This is a genomic window from Kineothrix sp. IPX-CK (assembly GCF_039134705.1).
GTDB classification, from domain to species: Bacteria; Bacillota; Clostridia; order Lachnospirales; family Lachnospiraceae; genus Kineothrix; species Kineothrix sedimenti.
Map to the genome: position 1 here is coordinate 1,317,874 of NZ_CP146256.1, position 18,255 is coordinate 1,336,128.

11 protein-coding genes and 1 riboswitch are annotated in these 18,255 nt (G+C 51.1%); all 11 genes read left to right on the plus strand.

Annotated features, from left to right (window positions below; genetic code table 11):
- The first annotated feature begins 55 nt into the window (after positions 1 to 55).
- The 11 genes from V6984_RS06245 (at position 56) to V6984_RS06295 (ending at position 18,140) form a co-directional block, all read left to right on the plus strand.
- Entirely contained in the window at positions 56 to 2,092 is a 2,037-nt protein-coding gene (locus tag V6984_RS06245) for an ATP-binding protein (RefSeq protein WP_342758918.1), read from the plus strand.
- On the plus strand, positions 2,089 to 2,793 hold the full coding sequence (locus tag V6984_RS06250; RefSeq protein WP_342758919.1) for a response regulator transcription factor: 705 nt from the start codon (positions 2,089 to 2,091) through the stop codon (positions 2,791 to 2,793). The genes V6984_RS06245 and V6984_RS06250 overlap by 4 nt, the downstream gene beginning before the upstream one ends.
- Positions 2,794 to 3,021: 228 nt before the next feature.
- Positions 3,022 to 3,405, plus strand: a complete 384-nt coding sequence (locus tag V6984_RS06255) for a response regulator (protein WP_342758920.1) — start codon at positions 3,022 to 3,024, stop codon at positions 3,403 to 3,405.
- 9 nt (positions 3,406 to 3,414) lie between these two features.
- Complete coding sequence (locus tag V6984_RS06260) at positions 3,415 to 3,756, plus strand: hypothetical protein (RefSeq protein WP_342758921.1); 342 nt, start codon at positions 3,415 to 3,417, stop codon at positions 3,754 to 3,756.
- Positions 3,753 to 8,813, plus strand: coding sequence for an S-layer homology domain-containing protein (locus V6984_RS06265; RefSeq protein WP_342758922.1), 5,061 nt, complete (start codon positions 3,753 to 3,755; stop codon positions 8,811 to 8,813). The genes V6984_RS06260 and V6984_RS06265 overlap by 4 nt, the downstream gene beginning before the upstream one ends.
- 14 nt (positions 8,814 to 8,827) lie before the next feature.
- A riboswitch (cyclic di-GMP riboswitch) is annotated at positions 8,828 to 8,915 on the plus strand.
- Positions 8,916 to 9,320: 405 nt separating this feature from the next.
- Positions 9,321 to 9,815, plus strand: a complete 495-nt coding sequence (locus V6984_RS06270; protein ID WP_342758923.1) for a sigma factor-like helix-turn-helix DNA-binding protein — start codon at positions 9,321 to 9,323, stop codon at positions 9,813 to 9,815.
- Positions 9,816 to 10,334: 519 nt separating this feature from the next.
- Positions 10,335 to 12,596 carry an ATP-dependent DNA helicase gene (locus tag V6984_RS06275; RefSeq protein WP_342758924.1) on the plus strand — a complete coding sequence of 754 codons (2,262 nt, stop codon included), beginning with the start codon at positions 10,335 to 10,337 and terminating at the stop codon, positions 12,594 to 12,596.
- A gap of 152 nt (positions 12,597 to 12,748) precedes the next feature.
- Complete coding sequence (locus tag V6984_RS06280) at positions 12,749 to 13,006, plus strand: DUF6870 family protein (protein WP_342758925.1); 258 nt, start codon at positions 12,749 to 12,751, stop codon at positions 13,004 to 13,006.
- A 172-nt stretch (positions 13,007 to 13,178) separates the two neighbouring features.
- Positions 13,179 to 14,846, plus strand: coding sequence for a recombinase family protein (locus V6984_RS06285; protein ID WP_342758926.1), 1,668 nt, complete (start codon positions 13,179 to 13,181; stop codon positions 14,844 to 14,846).
- Between the two features lies 1 nt (position 14,847).
- Complete coding sequence (locus V6984_RS06290; RefSeq protein ID WP_342758927.1) at positions 14,848 to 16,524, plus strand: recombinase family protein; 1,677 nt, start codon at positions 14,848 to 14,850, stop codon at positions 16,522 to 16,524.
- The gene (locus tag V6984_RS06295; protein ID WP_342758928.1) at positions 16,521 to 18,140 is read left to right on the plus strand and encodes a recombinase family protein; all 1,620 of its coding nucleotides are present in this window, start codon (positions 16,521 to 16,523) and stop codon (positions 18,138 to 18,140) included. Before V6984_RS06290 ends, V6984_RS06295 begins: the two co-directional genes overlap by 4 nt.
- The last annotated feature ends 115 nt before the right edge of the window (positions 18,141 to 18,255 follow it).

Genomic DNA, 18,255 nt, shown 5'->3' on the forward strand with positions numbered 1-18,255 from the left:
CTTCCCTGTATAATTAAAACATAAACGCTCGTTTACAAAATATTTTAAGTAAAGAATGGATGGAGGTAAAAGCACTGTGCGCAGCATAAATCAGAATAAAAATCATGAGTTCAAAGGGATGCTTTCGGTGACGGTGTATCTGTTGGCAGCGGCGCTGGTGTGCGTACTCGTTACCCGCCTGTGCGCCATACACTTTGAAGTGGTGAACGCCCAGCAGCCCGGCCTGACAGACCTGACGGACTTCGATTTTGACAGCAGTATTGCACAGGTCGCCACAGAGTCAACCGGCTCCATCTACATATACGCTGGCGCGTTCTACACTTCGGAGGATTTTGCCGCCGGAAACATTTCCGTGGACGGCATATTATATGACCGTACTGAGGGCGCACAGGGAGATTACGGCACGCTGCGGATGGAGCTTCGGCTTCCGCCCGGTGAGGTCTACGCCATCGCCGCCAAGAACCCCTCCTATGCCCAGCGCCTGTTCATCGACGGCAAGGAATATTCCGCCATCGGTATTCCCGGTGACAGCGCAGAAACAACCGTGCCTAAAACCGCCCGCTTTGTGGAAGCCTTTCTGCCCCAAGGGGACACCACCGAGATTATCTTCCACTATTCCAACTTCGTCCACGCGGACGGCGGCGGTTTGTACCCCATTGATATCGGCAAAGTAACAAGTATTGTCCGAAACGAACAGCTTTCTACCATCCAGACCACGGCGGTGATCGCTGGACTGACCGCAATTATGCTGTTTTTCTTCGGGCTATTCCTGTTTTTCGAGCGATACAAATATCTGCTTTGGTTTTCGCTGCTCTGCGGCTGCATCGCCCTGCGGGTTATAGGCTCCGGCCTCCTGCCGATTCTGCTGCCGGAGCTGAGCTGGGCTCTGGAAATTCGTCTGTCTTACATCGGCACCTGTCTGATGGCGCTCTTTGCATCGCTGTACATCGCCAGTCTGTTCCCCGGTGCGGCAAACAAATGGGCGATGCGCAGCTTCGCTGTGTTCTGCGGCGGCTGTGTTATGTTTATTTGCCTTGCTCCCACCACGGTGTTTACCCGGTATCCGGTGGAGCTGTCCCTTGCCTACATAGGCTTTGTGGCATATCTGCTGCTCACGATGCTGTGGCGTGCCCTGCGGGGAACACTGTCCTTTGCACTGTCAAAGCCGGAGCGGCGGCTCCTGCTGCTGGGGCTGATCCTGTTTGCCTTACTTTCGGCGGCGGATATTTTCGCCCACCAGCGGGCTTTGCTGCTGTTCGGGCTTTCCTATCAGGCGGTGGGCATGGTGGTGTTTCTGTTCCTCAACATGTTGGCGCTGGTGATGAGCTTTTCCCGCACAGAGCAGGAGCTGGATGCAGTGAGGGAAAGCCAGCGGGAAATTCAGGAAACCAACCGGATGCTGGAGCGGTTGAACCGTGCCAGAATCGACTTTTTAAACAACATCAGCCACGAAATGAAAACCCCCCTCGCGGTCATCAGCAGCTATGCGGGGCTGACCATCAGCCAGCTTCGCAGGAATGCCATGGATGAGCAGACCGAGGAGAATTTAGACCGTGTCCAGCAGGAAGCGGTGCGGCTGGGACGGCTGGTGGAACAGCTCATGAAGGTGTCGCTGGAAAAGGAGCGCCAGCTTACCCTGACCGACACCGACGCGAATACACTGCTCCACCGTGCGGCGGACTACTGCGAGGCTCTCTGCCGTGGGCATAACAATCAGATTACCGTAGCGTGCCATCCGGCGCACATTCCTTTGCGGGTCAATCCGGATGAACTCTTTCAGGTGCAGTTAAACCTGATTACCAACGCTAACCGGCAGATGCGGGACGGTGTCATTGCCCTGTCCGCCCAGCAGGACGAACAGAACGGGCAGACGGTGTTCTGTGTGGCCGACAGCGGCAAGGGCATTCCCCCGGAGCTGTTGGCACAGGTGTTTGAGCGGGGTGTTTCGGGAAACGGCGGCACCGGCCTCGGCCTTGCCATTTGCAGGGAAATTGTGCGGGAGCATGGCGGACAAATCGACATACAAAGCGGCGGCAGCGGCACCACGGTACGCTTTACGCTGCCCCTTGCGAAAGGAGGGAACCAACCATGACAAGTAAAGCGACAATTTTGATGATCGAAGATAACCCGGATATTCTGCGAGCCAATGCCGCTGAACTCAGGATGGAGAACTATCGTGTGCTGGAGGCGGACACGTTGGAGGCAGGACGAGTGCTGGCACAGCGGGAGCAACCCGACCTGCTCCTGCTGGATATTCTGCTGCCGGACGGCAGCGGGCTGGACTACTGCCGGGAGATATTCGGGCAGAACGCGCCACGGATTCTGTTCCTCTCCGCCATGAACGCCCCGGAGGACGTGATTGCCGGGTTGCGGGCAGGGGGCGACGATTACATGACAAAGCCCTATCTCATGCAGGAGCTGCTGGCGCGTGTTGAAGCCCTCCTGCGCCGCACGCAAATAGGGCAGCCTGTGCCGGAGTCTTTGCGCGTCGGTTCACTGGAGCTGAACGGCACCGCCGGGCGAGCGTATCTTGCCGGACAGGATTTGCTGCTGACGCACATGGAATATACCCTGCTGGAGTATCTGGCGCGTAACATGGACAGGTATCTGTCTGCGGAGGAATTGTATCAGAAGCTGTGGGATATGGAAACGGTCAGCGATGTCCGCACAGTATGGGAGCATATCTCCCGTCTGCGCAAAAAGCTGGTGGCAGGCACGGCGGCGGATATTGAGTCGGTACGAGGCAGGGGATACCGGCTGCTGGCGGCACAATCCGACCTTGCGAAAAGTTGAGGTTCAAAAAAGTGTGTTTCTTTGTAATTGTATGATAAAATGAATAGCGACAGGCAAAACAGCGAAAAACCGGCTGAATCAGTAATGATTCAAGCCGGTTTCGCCTTTTCTTGGAGAGGTTGCAGGGCAGGAATGCTGTCCAGTGGAACAAGTGTTTTGGATTTGTCAAGCCTTTTTTGAAAAAGCGGTGCCGTCCAGACCGATACAAAGTGGAGGGAGGAATCGGACATGGAACCCTGTAAAATCCTAATAATCGACGACAGCGACGAACTGCGGCGGGTACTGCGCATGGCCTTTGCCGCCATGCGGACAGAGTATCAAATGCTGGAGGCGGGCAGCCTTGCGGCAGGCCGCACGCTGCTGGAATCCGAAACGCCCGATCTCCTGCTGCTGGACGCGGAGCTGCCCGACGGCTCCGGCTTCGACTTCTGCCGGGAGGTGCGGCTGTACAGCGACATCCCCATCCTGCTGTCCAGCGGTCTTGCCGAAAAGGCGCGCATTGCCGAGGGCTACGGCGCCGGGTGCAGCGATTATCTGGTGAAGCCCTATCTGCTGGATACCCTGCTGGAGCGGATTGAGGCACTGCGGAGATATCAGCCGGGGTCCCGATGACGAAAGGGGGTGGGCTATATAGCGAAACAAATCGAGTTTAACGAAAAGACCAACCTTTTCCCTGTGAAAAACGGCGTGGATTATCTCGGCTGGCACTTCTATCTGACGGATACCGGTAAGGTAGTAAAGCGGCTGCGGACACAGAATAAGAAACGGCTGAAACGCCGCTTGAAGGGACTACAAAAGGGTTACGCCGAGGGAAAGCTCGATTGGGAGGATGTCAAGCGCAGCATGGCGGCAACACAGGGGCATTTAATACACGGCCACACTTATCGCCTGCGTGCGAAGCTATATAACAAAACGGTGTTTGTACGAAGCACCTTGAACGAAACGGAGGAAACGAGCATATGAACAAAACAATCAACAAGCCCGGCAAACGGCTGCTTTCCCTTGCGCTGGCAATGCTGCTGGCGCTGGGAACGCTGCCGCAGACGGTGTTTGCGGTGGGCGAAAGCGAGGGCGGCACAATCACCGCCTTTGAACCGCTGGAGGACAGCGTAAAAAATCAGGCAGTGCCGCTTGGCACATCCTTGGAGAATTTGAATCTTCCCGCGTCCCTGACGGCGACGGTGGAGGTGAAAACTTCCACAGAGCAGACCGGCAGCGATTCCGGCAGCGTGCAGGATTCGGGAACACCGGCACAGGAGAATGCGGAAACCGATTTGCAGGACGGTGATACGACCGGTGAGGATTCCGTCAGCGGCAACAATGCGCCCGGCTCCGATGCGGACGAACAGCAGAACGGCACGCCGTCTGACGCACAACCGTCTGACGATGGGGCTTCGCTGCGGGTACAATCCGTTACCGGTTCCGCCATAACGCTGGGCAGCAGCGGTGCGGACGATACCGTAGGCACACAGGAAACAGTATCCGTACCGGTACTGGAATGGATATCGGAGCCAACCTATGACCCGGAAACCACGGGAACCTATGTCTTTACGCCGGTGCTGGAGAAAGCCTACACGTTTGCGGAGGGTGTAGAATTACCGATTGTCACCGTGGAGATTACTACTCCTGTCATAACTGTTGCCCTGAACGCGGCGATACAGGGCGGAACCCCGACTTTTACATTAAACGGAAATGATATCAGTGTCGTGGGCTTTGGTGGGCACGAGTGGGTGGTAATCGGGGATGAAAATAATGGTGTAAAAACCGATAATGCCGATATCATCACGCTGCTGCTCAAAAACGATGATGCGGGCGGCGGTTACGATGCCACACAATTCCATGGCAGCAGCAACCACTACAGCGGCTCTACCCTGCAAGACAAAATGGATGAAGCCTACGACAGCTTGCCGGACGGGGAAAAAGAGCTTGTGGCAGAACGCGCACTGGAGGGCGGCAGTGCAAATTATGGCTACTCTGGATACGATGATAACAAAGTTGCCGGAGATGCTGTATCCGGCGCTCACTTCTGGCCGTTGTCGGTAAGCGAAGCTAACTCGGTGGATAATTCCGTACGGGTGTTCGGCGGCCTTTGGTGGCTGCGGTCGCCGGGCTCCTGCAATGACTTCGCGGCGGTCGTTAACTTCGACGGCCTCGTCAGCGCGTACGGCTACTACGTGAGCAGCGCGTGGGCTGTTCGCCCCGCTTTTAAGCTGAATCTGGCATCTGTCCTCTTTACATCTGACGCGAGCGGAGCGAGCGCAAAGCCCACAACAGTGGGCGCATCTTTGTCGTCGGCTACGCCGCCGACCGGCGCGGTGAAATTCACGATGAAGGACGATAATCTGAATTTGACCGTTTCCAATACCGGTGCAATCACCGCAGCACCGGGCGGAACGGTGAGCATCCCCTACACCGATGCGGTAACCGGCACGAACAAATATGTTTCTGCTGTGCTGACAGATGGCGATACGGAAGAGGTGCTGTACTATGGCAAGCTGGTGGATTTAACGGGCGACAGTGGAGCCAGCGGCACCGCCAACTTTGACGTGCCGGACGGTCTTGCGCTGGGCAGCTATACCCTCAAGCTGTTCAACGAGGAATGCAATGGTGATAATGAAACCGACTTTGCCAGCGAGCCGGTGGAGATTAACCTGACAGTAACAAGCGGCGGGAATGACAATTTCCCGGAGGGTACATGGACAGGCGCAAACGGCCACCGCTATGTGGAATTTGGCGGCATGATTTGGCGGGTGCTGGAGGTAACAGAGAACGATGCGGAAGCATCGGGATGCACTACCGCCCTGCTGCTGGCGGAGGAATCGGTGGGCTCAAGACAGTTTCACACCACATGGAATAGCGGTGGAGATAACGACTGGAACACTTCTGACATTAAGGCATGGTTGAATAATGAAATTTGCACAAAAAACAGCAATGACTATACCTCTAATGGTTTTATGAGCCGATTTAGTGACGATGAAAAAGGCTCCATTGTAACGGCAAACTACACCTACGGCGGCAATTATACAGGCAGTGGAACAACTGGCAGCTCCAAGGTGTTTTTGTTAAGCGTGAATGAGGCAAGTAAATCCGACTATTTTGCCGGTGACGCTGACCGTGCGATTGGCGACTATTGGTGGCTGCGGTCGCCGGGCAACTACAGGCCCAACGCGGCGGGCGTTAACGACGACGGCTACGTCCTCGCGAACGGCTACTACGTGGATATCTACTCTGTCGCAGTTCGCCCCGCTTTGAAGATCAATCTGGCATCTGACATCTTCACATCTAAAAATCCTTTGGTGCAGGCGGAGATTACGGTGACAAGCAGCGACAGTCCGGTTGAGGACGCCAGCATCTCCTTTTCGGGCGCGTCAGCGCCCGACGGCGCAATTTTGTCCGGCGGCGAGGGTAAGGCCACCGCATATTTGGAGCGGGACGAAAGCTATACCATGACCGTGAGCAAGACCGGATATGAGCCTTACACCGCTACAATAGAAATCACGCAGGCAGATCAGGCAATCCCTGTGAATTTAACGCTAAGCGACGCTATCCGGCCAACGGTAGAAAGCATCACCCCGGCAAACGGCGCGGAGAATGTTAACGTCAGCGGAGAGCTTGAGATTACATTTAGTGAACCCATGAAAACAAGTGAAGGAACAGTATCGCTGGATAATAGTATTGGCACTCTTTCAGGAACTTGGAACATACCGACAAATACAATTTTCACTGTGCCATATTCTGGTCTTGACTATAGCGAAACATACACAATTACGGTTGCGGACTTTGAGGACGCGGCGGGCAATACGATTGACCCTGACCCTGCAACCTATTCCTTTACCACCAAAGCCCAGCCCGCAGGCCCGGATGTTTCGCCGCAAACCCTCAATCTGGATTTGAACGGCAACTCAACCGGAACACTGGATATCTTCCTTGGGCAATCTGGGAATCGGGCGGCGCAAGCGGATATTGCGGTGGATTCTGGGTCCGAAAGCGATATCTCGGTAAATTTGGCGACCCTGACCTCTGATGGAACCGTCACCGTTACCGGCTTGCAAACTGTGAGCGGCGCGGGCATTACAGTCAGCTTTTCCGGGGGTACGGCCACACCTGCGGATATTCCCGTAATCGTGAATGTCACCGACAGTACGCCGCCACCGGCGACTGCCCATACCATAACCGTCCTGACCGGCGGCAACGGCACAGCCGCTGCGAATAAGACGTCCGCAACCCAAGGCGAAACGGTGACACTTACCGCAACGCCCGCCAGCGGCAGCTACTATTTTGCCCGTTGGGAAGTGGTCAGCGGCGGAGCCATTCTTTCCGGCAATAGCTTTGTGATGCCAGATAACGAAGTTACGGTAAAGGCATATTTTAGCAGGTACAGCAGTGGCGGCAGTTCGGACAGCTCCGATTCCAATCGGGGCACAACCGTTATCATTCCTCCCGTGATCCAGCCTGATTGGCCCACCATTGGCAGCGTTTCCGGCAAGGTGGCGGGAACCAATACGCAGAGAACCTTCACCGTAACCGACAGCCTTGTGAAAGCCGCCCTTGAAAAGGCGCAGGCGGAAGCAAAGAAGCAGAACCGTACCACCTACGGTGTGGGCGCACAGATCGCGCTGGACGCTCCCGCAGTCGCGGGGCTGACCCTCACGCTGGAGCGCGCCGCCCTGAACCGGCTGGTGAACGAAAAGGCAAAGCAGTTTGAACTCACAGGTGCGCCGATTTCCCTCACTTTTGACGCGCAGGCGCTTTCGGAGCTGCAAAAGCAGGGCACAGGCAACGTGACCATTACCGTCAAGCCGGTAACGGTTAAGAATGTTCGCAATGCCTACGATATCACCCTGAACACCGTAAAGGACGGCAAAACCGTGAGCATCACAAGCCTTGGAACCGGCAACGTTACTCTGTCCATTCCCAGCACACCGGGCAAAAGCGAAGCGGCTGGCTATCTCTACGCCGTGTATGTGGATGGAAACGGCAAGCTAAACCGGATTGCAGATTCGACCTATGACGCAAACAGCGGCAGTGTGATTTTCAGCACCAATCATTTTTCCGTGTATGGCGTGGGTTATACGGCTCCGTCTGCTAAATTTACCGACATTGAGAAGCATTGGGCGAAGGAATCCATTGATTATGTAGTCGGCAGAGGGCTTCTCTCCGGTACATCCGATGCCGCCTTCGCACCTGACACCGCCATGACCCGTGGAATGCTGGTAACGGCTCTCGGCAGACTGGCAGGTGTGGACACGAAAGCCTATACCACCAACAGCTTCACCGATGTGAAAGCTGACAGCGCATTTCGCCCCTATATTGAATGGGCGTACAAAAAAGGCATCATTCAGGGCATTGGCAACCAGCAGTTTGCGCCTGACCGGGCGATTACCCGTGAGGAAATCGCGGTCATCTTCGCAAACTATGCAAAAGCTACCGGCTACAAGCTGCCCATTACCCGTGAGGCGACAACCTATGCGGACGCGGCCAGTATCGGCAGCGCCTACAAAACAGCGGTTACATCCATGCAGCAGGCGGGAATCATGATGGGCGGCACAGGCAACAAGTTTAATCCAAAATCCAGCGCCACCCGTGCAGAGGTTTCCTCCATGCTCCACCGCTACATCAAGCTGACCATCGACCCCGACACAGCGCAGGGCTGGGCGAAAAATGACGATGGCCAGTTCCTGTACTACAAGGGCGGTAAGCCGGTTGCCAAGACACAGAACATCGACGGTGTAAAGTATTACTTCAACGACAATGGCACGCTGAAAACCGGCTGGGTAAAGGACGATGCCGGAAACTGGCACTTCTACTCCGGCAATACCATGCTGGTAGGCTTTTGGGATTTAGGTGCAAATGGCGAAAGCAAGCGCTACTACTTCACAAAGGACGGCATCATGATTGCCGGAAAATGGCTGGAGATTGATGGAAAATGGTATTACTTCAATGCCGACGGCTCTCTTGCCAAGAGTACCAAAATCGACGGCTATGAGGTTGACAAAAACGGCGTGAGAAAAACAAAGTAGCAACAACATTTTAATACAGCTATGGGCAAACCCGGCAAAAGCCGGGGACGCAAAGCCGAGGGTCTAAGGCACTTAATGTGCTATGATAGTCTGGCTGCCAAAAACCGCAAAGGGTCTGCCCTCTCTCAAGAGGGCAGACCCTTGCCATTTCTTTACGGCTTTTGACGGATAATTTGGGGTATCAGGATACCGGCTTTCATTGGGCTATGGCGAGAGAGGTATCCATATGAATTTATTTAGTCTTTATCCCTTTTGGGAGTGTAAATAAAGTTGAAGCAACCTATACATACCACTCATCACTCTTACAACCTAATCATGCAAGTCTAAGTAAGACAACATTTCGCTGCGGGCGAAGTGCTGTCTTATTTTTTTCGACAAATTTCCTATTTGTTTTACAAATTATCCCATTTTCGGGATTGTGCAGCAACCTTTCCACCAATCCACGATGCCGTTCCCCACCTCCGATCTGTTTTCGCATTTCAGCAAAACAGATTGGAGGAAAGGAACATGAAAAATTATAGGGACAGTGATTATGCCCTAAATAAGTTCAGCGAGGGCATTGTATATAAGTTTGCAGACCGCATTGTAGAAATCACGCTGGAGGATTATCTTGCGGAAAACCCCGGCAAGACAGCACAGGACTTTTTGGAGCTGAAAGCCTTGTCGGATGAAATCTATCATGAGCAAGTCATACATGAAAATCGGACAAGCCGTTTAGATGTGAGTATCAACGGGCTGGAGGAAACAGAGCAGCTTGCCGCACCGCCCCTTGATTTGGACTTGATACATAAAAGCGATACCACAAAAGCTATGCAAGCCGCAAAGCGGTTGCTGGACAGCGGAGAATTGACAGAAATCCAGCGGCGCCGGTTTATTCTGCATTTCGTGGAGGGCTTATCCTACCGGCAGATCGCCAGCCGTGAAGGGGTGCACTTTACCTCTATCCACGAAAGCATAGAGGCGGCTACGGCAAAGCTGCAAAAGTTTTTCAAAAAAATTTAATTTCATACCCCTACACCCCCCTGTTTTTTTGACATTGGGTGAAAGGATTTTCCAATTCCCTTTCGCCTGAACATTGAAAACAGAATATGGGTGTGATGGGTACATCACCGGCAGGGGGAGCGACACACCGGGACACGCCAAGACGGGGGCAATGCCCTCCGAGCGATTATGTCTGCGGCAGTTACGCCCCGTGGTGGGACGGATTGCGACGATCCCTGCCGGTCATCATGGTACTTCTGCTTTGAACGCTTCACCGCATTGAGCAGCCCGGCAGACGGCCGGGAAAACGCATCACCCTCGTTTGAGATAGAATGAGGGGCGGCTTTTATGGAGTCCGGCAGCACCAGCCGGATCGCTTGTCACACCTTTGCTTTGAAATAAAAATCTATCGTGCTCTATCGGAGCGATAGAAACCATGCGGCGGAACAGGTCTTTTGAGTCATCAAACTTTCAAACCGTTTCCTGATTCCGCCGCATTCTTGTGTCGCTCCTTTAGGCAAGCAAAGGAGGCAAAACGATATGAACCAACCTGTCTATATGGCAGATATTCAAAATAAGATTTACGAAGCAGGCTTAATCCGGCAAGAGGAACGCATTGTACTGACAGCCGATAATTGCGTGCTTTTGGAATACTACACCGGAAAAACATACAGCTACCGCATGGTGGAGCTTACCACCTTAAAGGCAAAGCGGCTCTTTTCCAAAGCGGCGCCGCTGAATGAAAGCGGATACCAAAAAGCGATGGAAAAAATGCTTTCACAAGCAGGATCGGAATCGGAAAACACATTTTCCATCAAGCCTGCCATGAGAGCAAAAAATCTTCTGGAACACATTTTTTCAAACATCCTGCCGGAACATGGTATGGACTTTCGGGAAAATCAGGCGGCTCTTGCGCTGGAAATGCTGGAGTCCTTGCAGGGAAACCGACTGGCGCTCTGTGAGGCCGAGGTGGGTACAGGAAAAACTCATGCCTACATATTGGCCGTAACGGTCCACAATCTGTTCAGCACCAATAAGCTGCCGACAATTATCTCTACTTCCACCATTGCGCTGCAAAAGGCATTGACAGAAGAATATATCCCTCAGATTTCCGATATTCTGATGGAACACCGGATTATTGACAAGCCCCTGTCCTTTGTGGTTCGCAAAGGGAAGTCCCATTACGCCTGCGACAGCCGGGTAAAGGGGTATCGTTCCTCTATCGCACACAATGACCGCCATGAGGACGAGGAACTGCTTTCTGTCCTGACCGGACTTTTCACCGGAGCCTGCCCCCTTGATTTGGATAAGCTCCCTTTAACGGACTATGTGAAATCCTGCATCAATGTGGAGCGCTGCCATCTGAACTGCCCGCTGTCCTCGGTCTGCCGATACCGTGACTTTATCCGAAAGGCACAATCTCTTGGATATGACTTTCAGATTGCCAACCACAATCTTGTGCTGGCGGATGTCCTTGGCAGGAAGAACGGGAGAAGGTCCTTGTTCCCGCCCCGTGGAGTGGTGATTTTTGACGAGGCTCACAAGCTCCTTGACGCAGCCCGACAGATGTACGGTATGACAATGGAAAACGTGGAATTGGAACGGCTGGTGGCAAGTATCTACCATGCCATAGGCACAGGCAATCCCGACAAAGCGGAGATCGTCAGGCTGTGTGAAACCATACAGGAACAAAATGTCTTGCTCTTTGAAGCCCTGCGATATGCCGCAGGCACAAGCTATGATAGAAACTGCTATGCCGTGCAGATTGACCTAAACTGCATACGGGCTTTGAAAACACTGATGGCTGTACTGCGCAGACTGTCAGTGCTTTTTTATACGACTGACCGTGAGAAAAGGGAGCGTTACGATCGGCTGGTAAACCGCATGGAACAGCAGGAAATCAAGCTATTCATCCTGTTTCATCATGCAAGTTCTATTCTTTGGCTGGAAATGACCGGAGCAACAGCCTGCCGGGTCTGCGCTTTGCCAAAGCAGCTTGATTTTCTATTATCGGAGGATATTTGGCAGGAAAAAATTCCGTATATCCTGACCTCCGGCACGCTCTCTGTGGGGGGCGATTTTTCACATTTCAAGCGAAATAACGGAATTATACTGGCGGAGAAACGCCGCATCTTTGAAACCAGCAAGGCTTCTCCCTTTGATTATCCGAACCATGCCCTTCTGTATCTCCCGCAGGATATGCCCACTCCTTCAGACAAAGACAGCGGTTATTTTCAGGCGGTGGTCAATCGGCTGGCGGAGCTGATTGAAGTGACCCATGGGCATACACTGATCCTGTTTACATCCTACCGCATGATGGAACAGGCATATGACGAGCTGTGCGGGAGAATCACTTCGTTTCCCATGTTCCGTATGGGCAAAGGCCGTCTGGACGCCATCGACGCTTTTCGCAGAAGCGGTAACGGTGTCCTTTGTGCCAGTGACAGCGCCGGAGAGGGCATTGACCTTGCCGGAGATATTTTATCTTCCCTCATTGTGGTACGGCTGCCGTTTCCGGCTCCCGACCCGGTGTTGGAATATGAAAAGACCCTGTATCCTGACTTCTACGGCTATTTGAACGAGGTCATTGTACCGGGTATGCTCATCAAACTGCGCCAATGGTTTGGCCGGGGCATCCGCAGAGAAACGGATACCTGTGTTTTTTCTATTCTCGACAGTCGGGCGAGCAGACGCTACCGGAATGATATATTGGCGGCCTTGCCTGATATGCCGGTTACGCACCAGCTTTCTGACGTGAACCGCTTTATTGCGGCCAAGAAGTCGGGCGCCTACTTTGAATGAGTGGGCGCCCGTCTTTTCCCCAAGAAAAAGGACGGAGCCTATTCATTGCTTTTTCCGCTCGGCTGTCACCTGACAAGCTGAACCGGAATACACTGTATCAGGGCGGTAAGGCAGGGAGCCTTATCGCCCTATGCCCCGAAAGGAGTGATTGGGTGGACTCTTTACCAGATATAGACTTTGAAGCGATGAAAAACATAGACATCCGAACGGTCAACCCGGATACTCTGGTTGACATTAACGATACGAAAGTCAATGCAAAACTGCCCATGGAAGAACGGATACTGGATTTTATCCAGCAAATAAGAAATCCATATTGCTACAAGTGCGGAAAAGTAGTAGTCAAAATCAGCTTTAACGATACCGACGCCACGCTGGAGGACAGGATGGAAAGTGTTTTGAGGATGATGTGATATGGGTGGTTTGCTTTGGGCAGAGCCTGGCCGTATGGGTTCGGATAAATGGTAATATTGTCTGGACGCATCCTGAAAGGGGTGCTATAATTATACATGGACTAATATTAGCGAACGCCCATTGATTAGGTCAGGTTTTGCTTCTTGACTTTTTCAATCGGGAGGTTTCGTTATGCCATTAAATAAGGATACAATCATATACAATGCTGCTCTCTATTTGCGCCTTTCTAAAGAAGATGGCGATAAAGCAGAAAGTGACAGCATTGCCAATCAAAGAGATTTAATAACCAATTTTGTGAAGTCAATGCCCGAAATCCGCCTCTGTGCCGAAAGAATAGATGACGGATTTAGTGGTGTTGACTTTAATCGTCCTGCCTTTAATTTGATGATGGAGGATGTAAGAGCTGGGCGGATCAACTGTATCATAGTCAAAGACCTGTCACGTTTCGGCAGAAACTACATCGAAGCAGGACGATACATTGAACGGATTTTTCCGTTTTTAGGTGTGCGTTTCATTGCTATCAACGACGGTTACGACAGCGCAAAGGAAAAATCACCGTCAGACGATATTATCATTCCTTTTAAGAACCTTGTCAACGATGCGTATTGCAGGGACATCTCCGTTAAAATCAGGAGTCAGCTTGATGTAAAGCGTAAAAATGGTGAGTTTATCGGTTCCTTTGCCGTTTACGGCTACATGAAATCAGAAGAGAACAAAAATCAACTGGTGATAGACCCCTATGCCGCAAAGATTGTGCGGGATATTTTTGCATGGAAGCTGGACGGACTCAGCCAGCAAGGGATAGCCGACAGGCTGAATGAGATCAGCGAGCCATCCCCAATGGAATATAAACGCTTTTTAGGACTTAACTTTGCCACCAGCTTTCAGGTAAACCCCAAGGCAAAATGGACTGCGGTGGCGGTTGGCCGCATTTTGAAAAACCCTATCTACGCAGGGCATCTTGTGCAGGGTAAGGAAAGCACTCCAAACTATAAAATTAAGCAGCGGTTTATGAAGCCGGAGGATAAATGGGTTCGGGTGGAAAACACCCATGAGCCTATTGTCCCACAGGAGATTTTTGACACTGTGAACCGTGTGCTGGCACAGGACACCCGTATTGCTCCAGACGGAGAAGCTGTCTATCCGTTTTCCGGCCTGCTTTTTTGTGCTGACTGCAAAAGCGGTATGGTGCGAAAGATTGTACCCGCAGGCGGAAAGAAGTACGCCTACTATTATTGTTCAAAGAATAAGGCTGGGGATGGCTGTACCACTCACTGCATCAGCGAAAAGGTATTAGAAAAGGCAGTCCTGCAAGCACTTCAAAATCACATCGCTTCTATTCTCGACATTGAACGGATTCTCTCGTTTATCGACACCCTTCCTATGCAGCAGGAGGAAATCCGAAAAATTGATACTCAACTGCTGATGAAACAGGAGGAAATCGAAAAGTATAAAAACCTCAAAGTGTCTATCTATGAGGACTTGAAAAGCGGTGTCATTGATGCAGATGAGTACCGGGAATTTAAGGTCATATACGGGAAAAAGTGTGAGGAAGCGGAGAAAGCTGCCGAACGGCTGAAACAGGACATTGCCCTGATCCTTGCTGGTAAGGGGGCAAACAGCGTTTGGATTGAAGCCTTTAAGAAGAATCGGAATATCACCGAGCTGTCCCGAAAGGTAGTTGTTTCCCTGATTGAGTGGGTCAATATCTATTCCGGCAGCCGGGTGGAAATCCGATTCCGCTATCAGTATGAATATGAAAGAGCTTTGTTCTTTGCCGAGAACGCAAAAGACCTAATTGCATCAGCTTCACCGGTTCCTATAAAGGGGGTGGTGTGAGATGGCGAGAACAAGCAGAAAACAAATAGATAATTTTGCCCAGGTTCCCCTTGAAACGATATGGAACACCTGTGTTTACGGGCGGCTGTCGGAGGAAGATGAGCGAAAAAAAGAAAGTGATTCCATCGGCAATCAAATCTCCATGTTGGAACGCTATATCGCTGAAAGGCCGTACCTGAAACTCATATCTGTTTTTAAGGATGTCAATCAGACAGGAACGAACTTCGACCGTCCCGGCTTCAATGAAATGATGGACGCCATCAAGGGTGGAAAAATCAACTGCATTGTGGTCAAAGACCTGTCCCGTTTCGGCAGAAACTACATTGAAACCGGAACTTATCTTGAAAAAATACTGCCATTCTTTCATGTTCGCTTTATCTCCGTGAACGATGGATATGACAGTCTGAATGCCAGCAGTCAGGATGAAGGGTATGCCGTTCCTCTGAAAAACCTGATCCATGATGTGTACGCCAGGGATATATCAAAAAAGATAAAATCCGGGCTTGCAGTCAAGAGAAGTAGAGGGGAATTTACCGGCTGTGTCGCAGCCTACGGCTATCAAAAGGCGGATAACGGCAGATTGGTAATTGACGAGGAAACCGCACCGATTGTCAGGGATATTTTTAAGTGGGCAGCGGACGGCATGGGCGATATGCGTATCGTTCAAAAGCTCAATGAGCTGGGCATTCCCTCCCCAAGCCAGTATCGCTATGAAAAGGGCATCTTAAAAAGTGAGCGTTATGCCAATATGCGGTATTGGTACAAAAGTGCCGTCCGCAGAATTTTAATCAACCCGGTTTATCTCGGACATATGGTGCAGGGAAAAACAAAATCTGACCTATGGGGCAAGGGTGGCAGTGTGGAGCTGCCGCAGGATCAGTGGGTGGAAATCAAGAACACCCATGAACCCTTGATTGATGAAGAAACCTTTTTGGCTATACGGCAAATCAAACAGGAACGGGAGTCCGGCGAGAGACAAGAAGTGAAACCCGGGCGGTCAAATATCTTGAAAGGGCTTGTGTTCTGCGGTGATTGCAAACGGAGCATGAAATGGCGTAAAATGCCCAAATCAAACGGTTCGGCACTCTATTACTTTAGCTGTGCCACATACGAGGATATTGCCAAGAATGACTGTATCAAAAAGCGTATGGACGAACCGGATTTGCTCTCTATTCTTTATACGGCTATCCGCAAGCAGATTGACCTGGCCGTTGATATAGACCGAATGGTGTCTAAGCTCAATGCAAAGGAAGGCTTCTGCCAGCAGCAGAGTGAGGTGGACACAGAGATTTCCGAAACGGAAAAGAAACTGTCCAGACTGTCCATGCTCAGAAGCTCCTTGTATGAGGACTATCAGGAAAAGCTGCTTGATGAAGCAGAATATCTCTTTACAAAAGCCAAGTACGAGAAAGATGTAAATGCCTTACGGCGCCGACTTGATGAGTTGTCCATGCAAAAGCACCGGATTGATACCATGCTGACACCTCAAAATCCATGGCTGGTAGCCTTGAAAAAATTTAAGAAGAACAAAGCCATAACGGGAGAAATGATTTCCGAGTTGATAGAACGGGTGGAAATATTCAGCGATCAAAGCGTATCCATCTGCTTTCGGTATCGGGATGAGTTTGAAAGTTTGCTCGGCTTTATTGAGGCGGAGAGTGAGGTGAGGGTTTCGTGAGTATCAAGAAAATTCTTGCCAAGTATATCCGGTTATCCCAAGAGGACGAGAACGAGGGTGAAAGCAACAGTATCAGAAACCAGCGGGAGCTTCTGAACGCCTTTGTGGAAAGCTCCCCTGACCTCTCACAGTATGAAGTGGTTGAGTTTTGCGACGATGGTTACAGCGGTACAAATTTTGACCGTCCGGGCGTGAAAGCCCTGCTGGATGAAGTGCGTGCGGGAAACATACAGTGTATCATCGTAAAAGACCTGTCCCGTTTCGGAAGAAACTACATTGACATTGGAGATTATTTGGAGCAGATATTTCCCTTTTTAGGGGTACGTTTTATCTCCGTCAATGACCGCTTTGACAGCAATGACTTTGACGGTACGACCGGTGGGCTTGATGTGGGTTTCAGAAACTTGATTTATTCTCTTTACAGTAAAGACCTTTCGCAAAAGGTGCGGAGTGCAAAGAAAACCCGCATGGAGAAAGGCGAATTCATCGGCAGCCATGCCCCTTATGGCTATGCGAAATCATCGGAAAACCGCAAGAAACTTGTAATTGATGAAAAGGCTGCCGCCGTTGTCAGGCGTATCTTTGCCATGGCGGATGAGGGCAAAAATGCAGTCCGGATTGCCGCCATCCTAAATGCAGAGAATATCCCGACACCATATGGCTATAAGCGGCTTATGGGCTGTGACCGTAAATACAATGTTGTTGGAAATACAAATCACTGGCATAATACGACCATCCTGACCATTATCCGTGACGAACGCTACACCGGGAAAATGGTAAACGGTAAAAATCGCAGCCCTTTTGTCGGGAGTAAGCACGGGAAACGCATCCCCAAAAGTGAGTGGATTGTCGTACCCAACACCCATGAAGCCATTGTTTCGGAAGAATTATTTGCTTCGGTTCAGGAGCGTTTCTCTGCCCCTACGAGGATAAGGACAGAACCGACCGAGATCAGACCACTGATGGGTAAAGTGAAATGTGGGGTTTGTCGGCACGTTATGCGAAGAAGCAACAGCACTCCAGCGACTGCATATTATTTCTGTGAAAGCCACCAGTATGTAGCCAACAGCGACTGCACCAAAGACAGGATTTCCGAAAGCGGCTTGATACAGACTGTTTTATCTGTGATACATACGCAGATGGAGGTCATGCTTGATATGGCACGGCTTTTGGACAGAGTGAAAACGCAAAGCCATCAAGATATGACTGCCCTGACAGAGCAGATCAGGCAGTTACAATCCATCCTTTCCAAACTGAGAGCATCTAAAGTTAAGGCATATGAAAAATACAAGGATGGGACTTTGGACAGGGACAGCTACATAAGCCGAAAAGCCGATATTGGCAAGCAGATTGCGGAAACAGAATCCCAAATCGTTGAACTTGAAACGACATTGCAAAGTCGCTATCAGGAAAACGGACAGCCGGTTTCCATTATTGAGAGCTTCAAACGATATGAGGGAATTACGGAGCTTTCAAAAGAAATGGCAGATGAACTAATCGACAGCATCTATATCTACGGAAGTGAAGCGATTGAAATTGTGTGGAACCATATAGATGAGTATATGAGGCTTGTCCAGTATGTCAAAAAAGGAGTGTGCATAGATGGAAACAGATAATAAAAAGAGCGTTCCGAGGAACGCTTGGCAGATACTTGGAGTATAGCAAGAAAAGGCACTGTACTAAATCAAATATTACAGTGCCTTATTTGCGTAATTAGATAGATTTTATTGG

Coding starts and splice junctions, on each gene's coding strand:
- V6984_RS06245 (WP_342758918.1), top strand. CDS start 56: ATGGATGGAGGTAAAAGCACTGTGCGCAGCATAAATCAGAATAAAAAT.
- V6984_RS06250 (WP_342758919.1), top strand. CDS start 2,089: ATGACAAGTAAAGCGACAATTTTGATGATCGAAGATAACCCGGATATT.
- V6984_RS06255 (WP_342758920.1), top strand. CDS start 3,022: ATGGAACCCTGTAAAATCCTAATAATCGACGACAGCGACGAACTGCGG.
- V6984_RS06265 (WP_342758922.1), top strand. CDS start 3,753: ATGAACAAAACAATCAACAAGCCCGGCAAACGGCTGCTTTCCCTTGCG.
- V6984_RS06270 (WP_342758923.1), top strand. CDS start 9,321: ATGAAAAATTATAGGGACAGTGATTATGCCCTAAATAAGTTCAGCGAG.
- V6984_RS06275 (WP_342758924.1), top strand. CDS start 10,335: ATGAACCAACCTGTCTATATGGCAGATATTCAAAATAAGATTTACGAA.
- V6984_RS06285 (WP_342758926.1), top strand. CDS start 13,179: ATGCCATTAAATAAGGATACAATCATATACAATGCTGCTCTCTATTTG.
- V6984_RS06290 (WP_342758927.1), top strand. CDS start 14,848: ATGGCGAGAACAAGCAGAAAACAAATAGATAATTTTGCCCAGGTTCCC.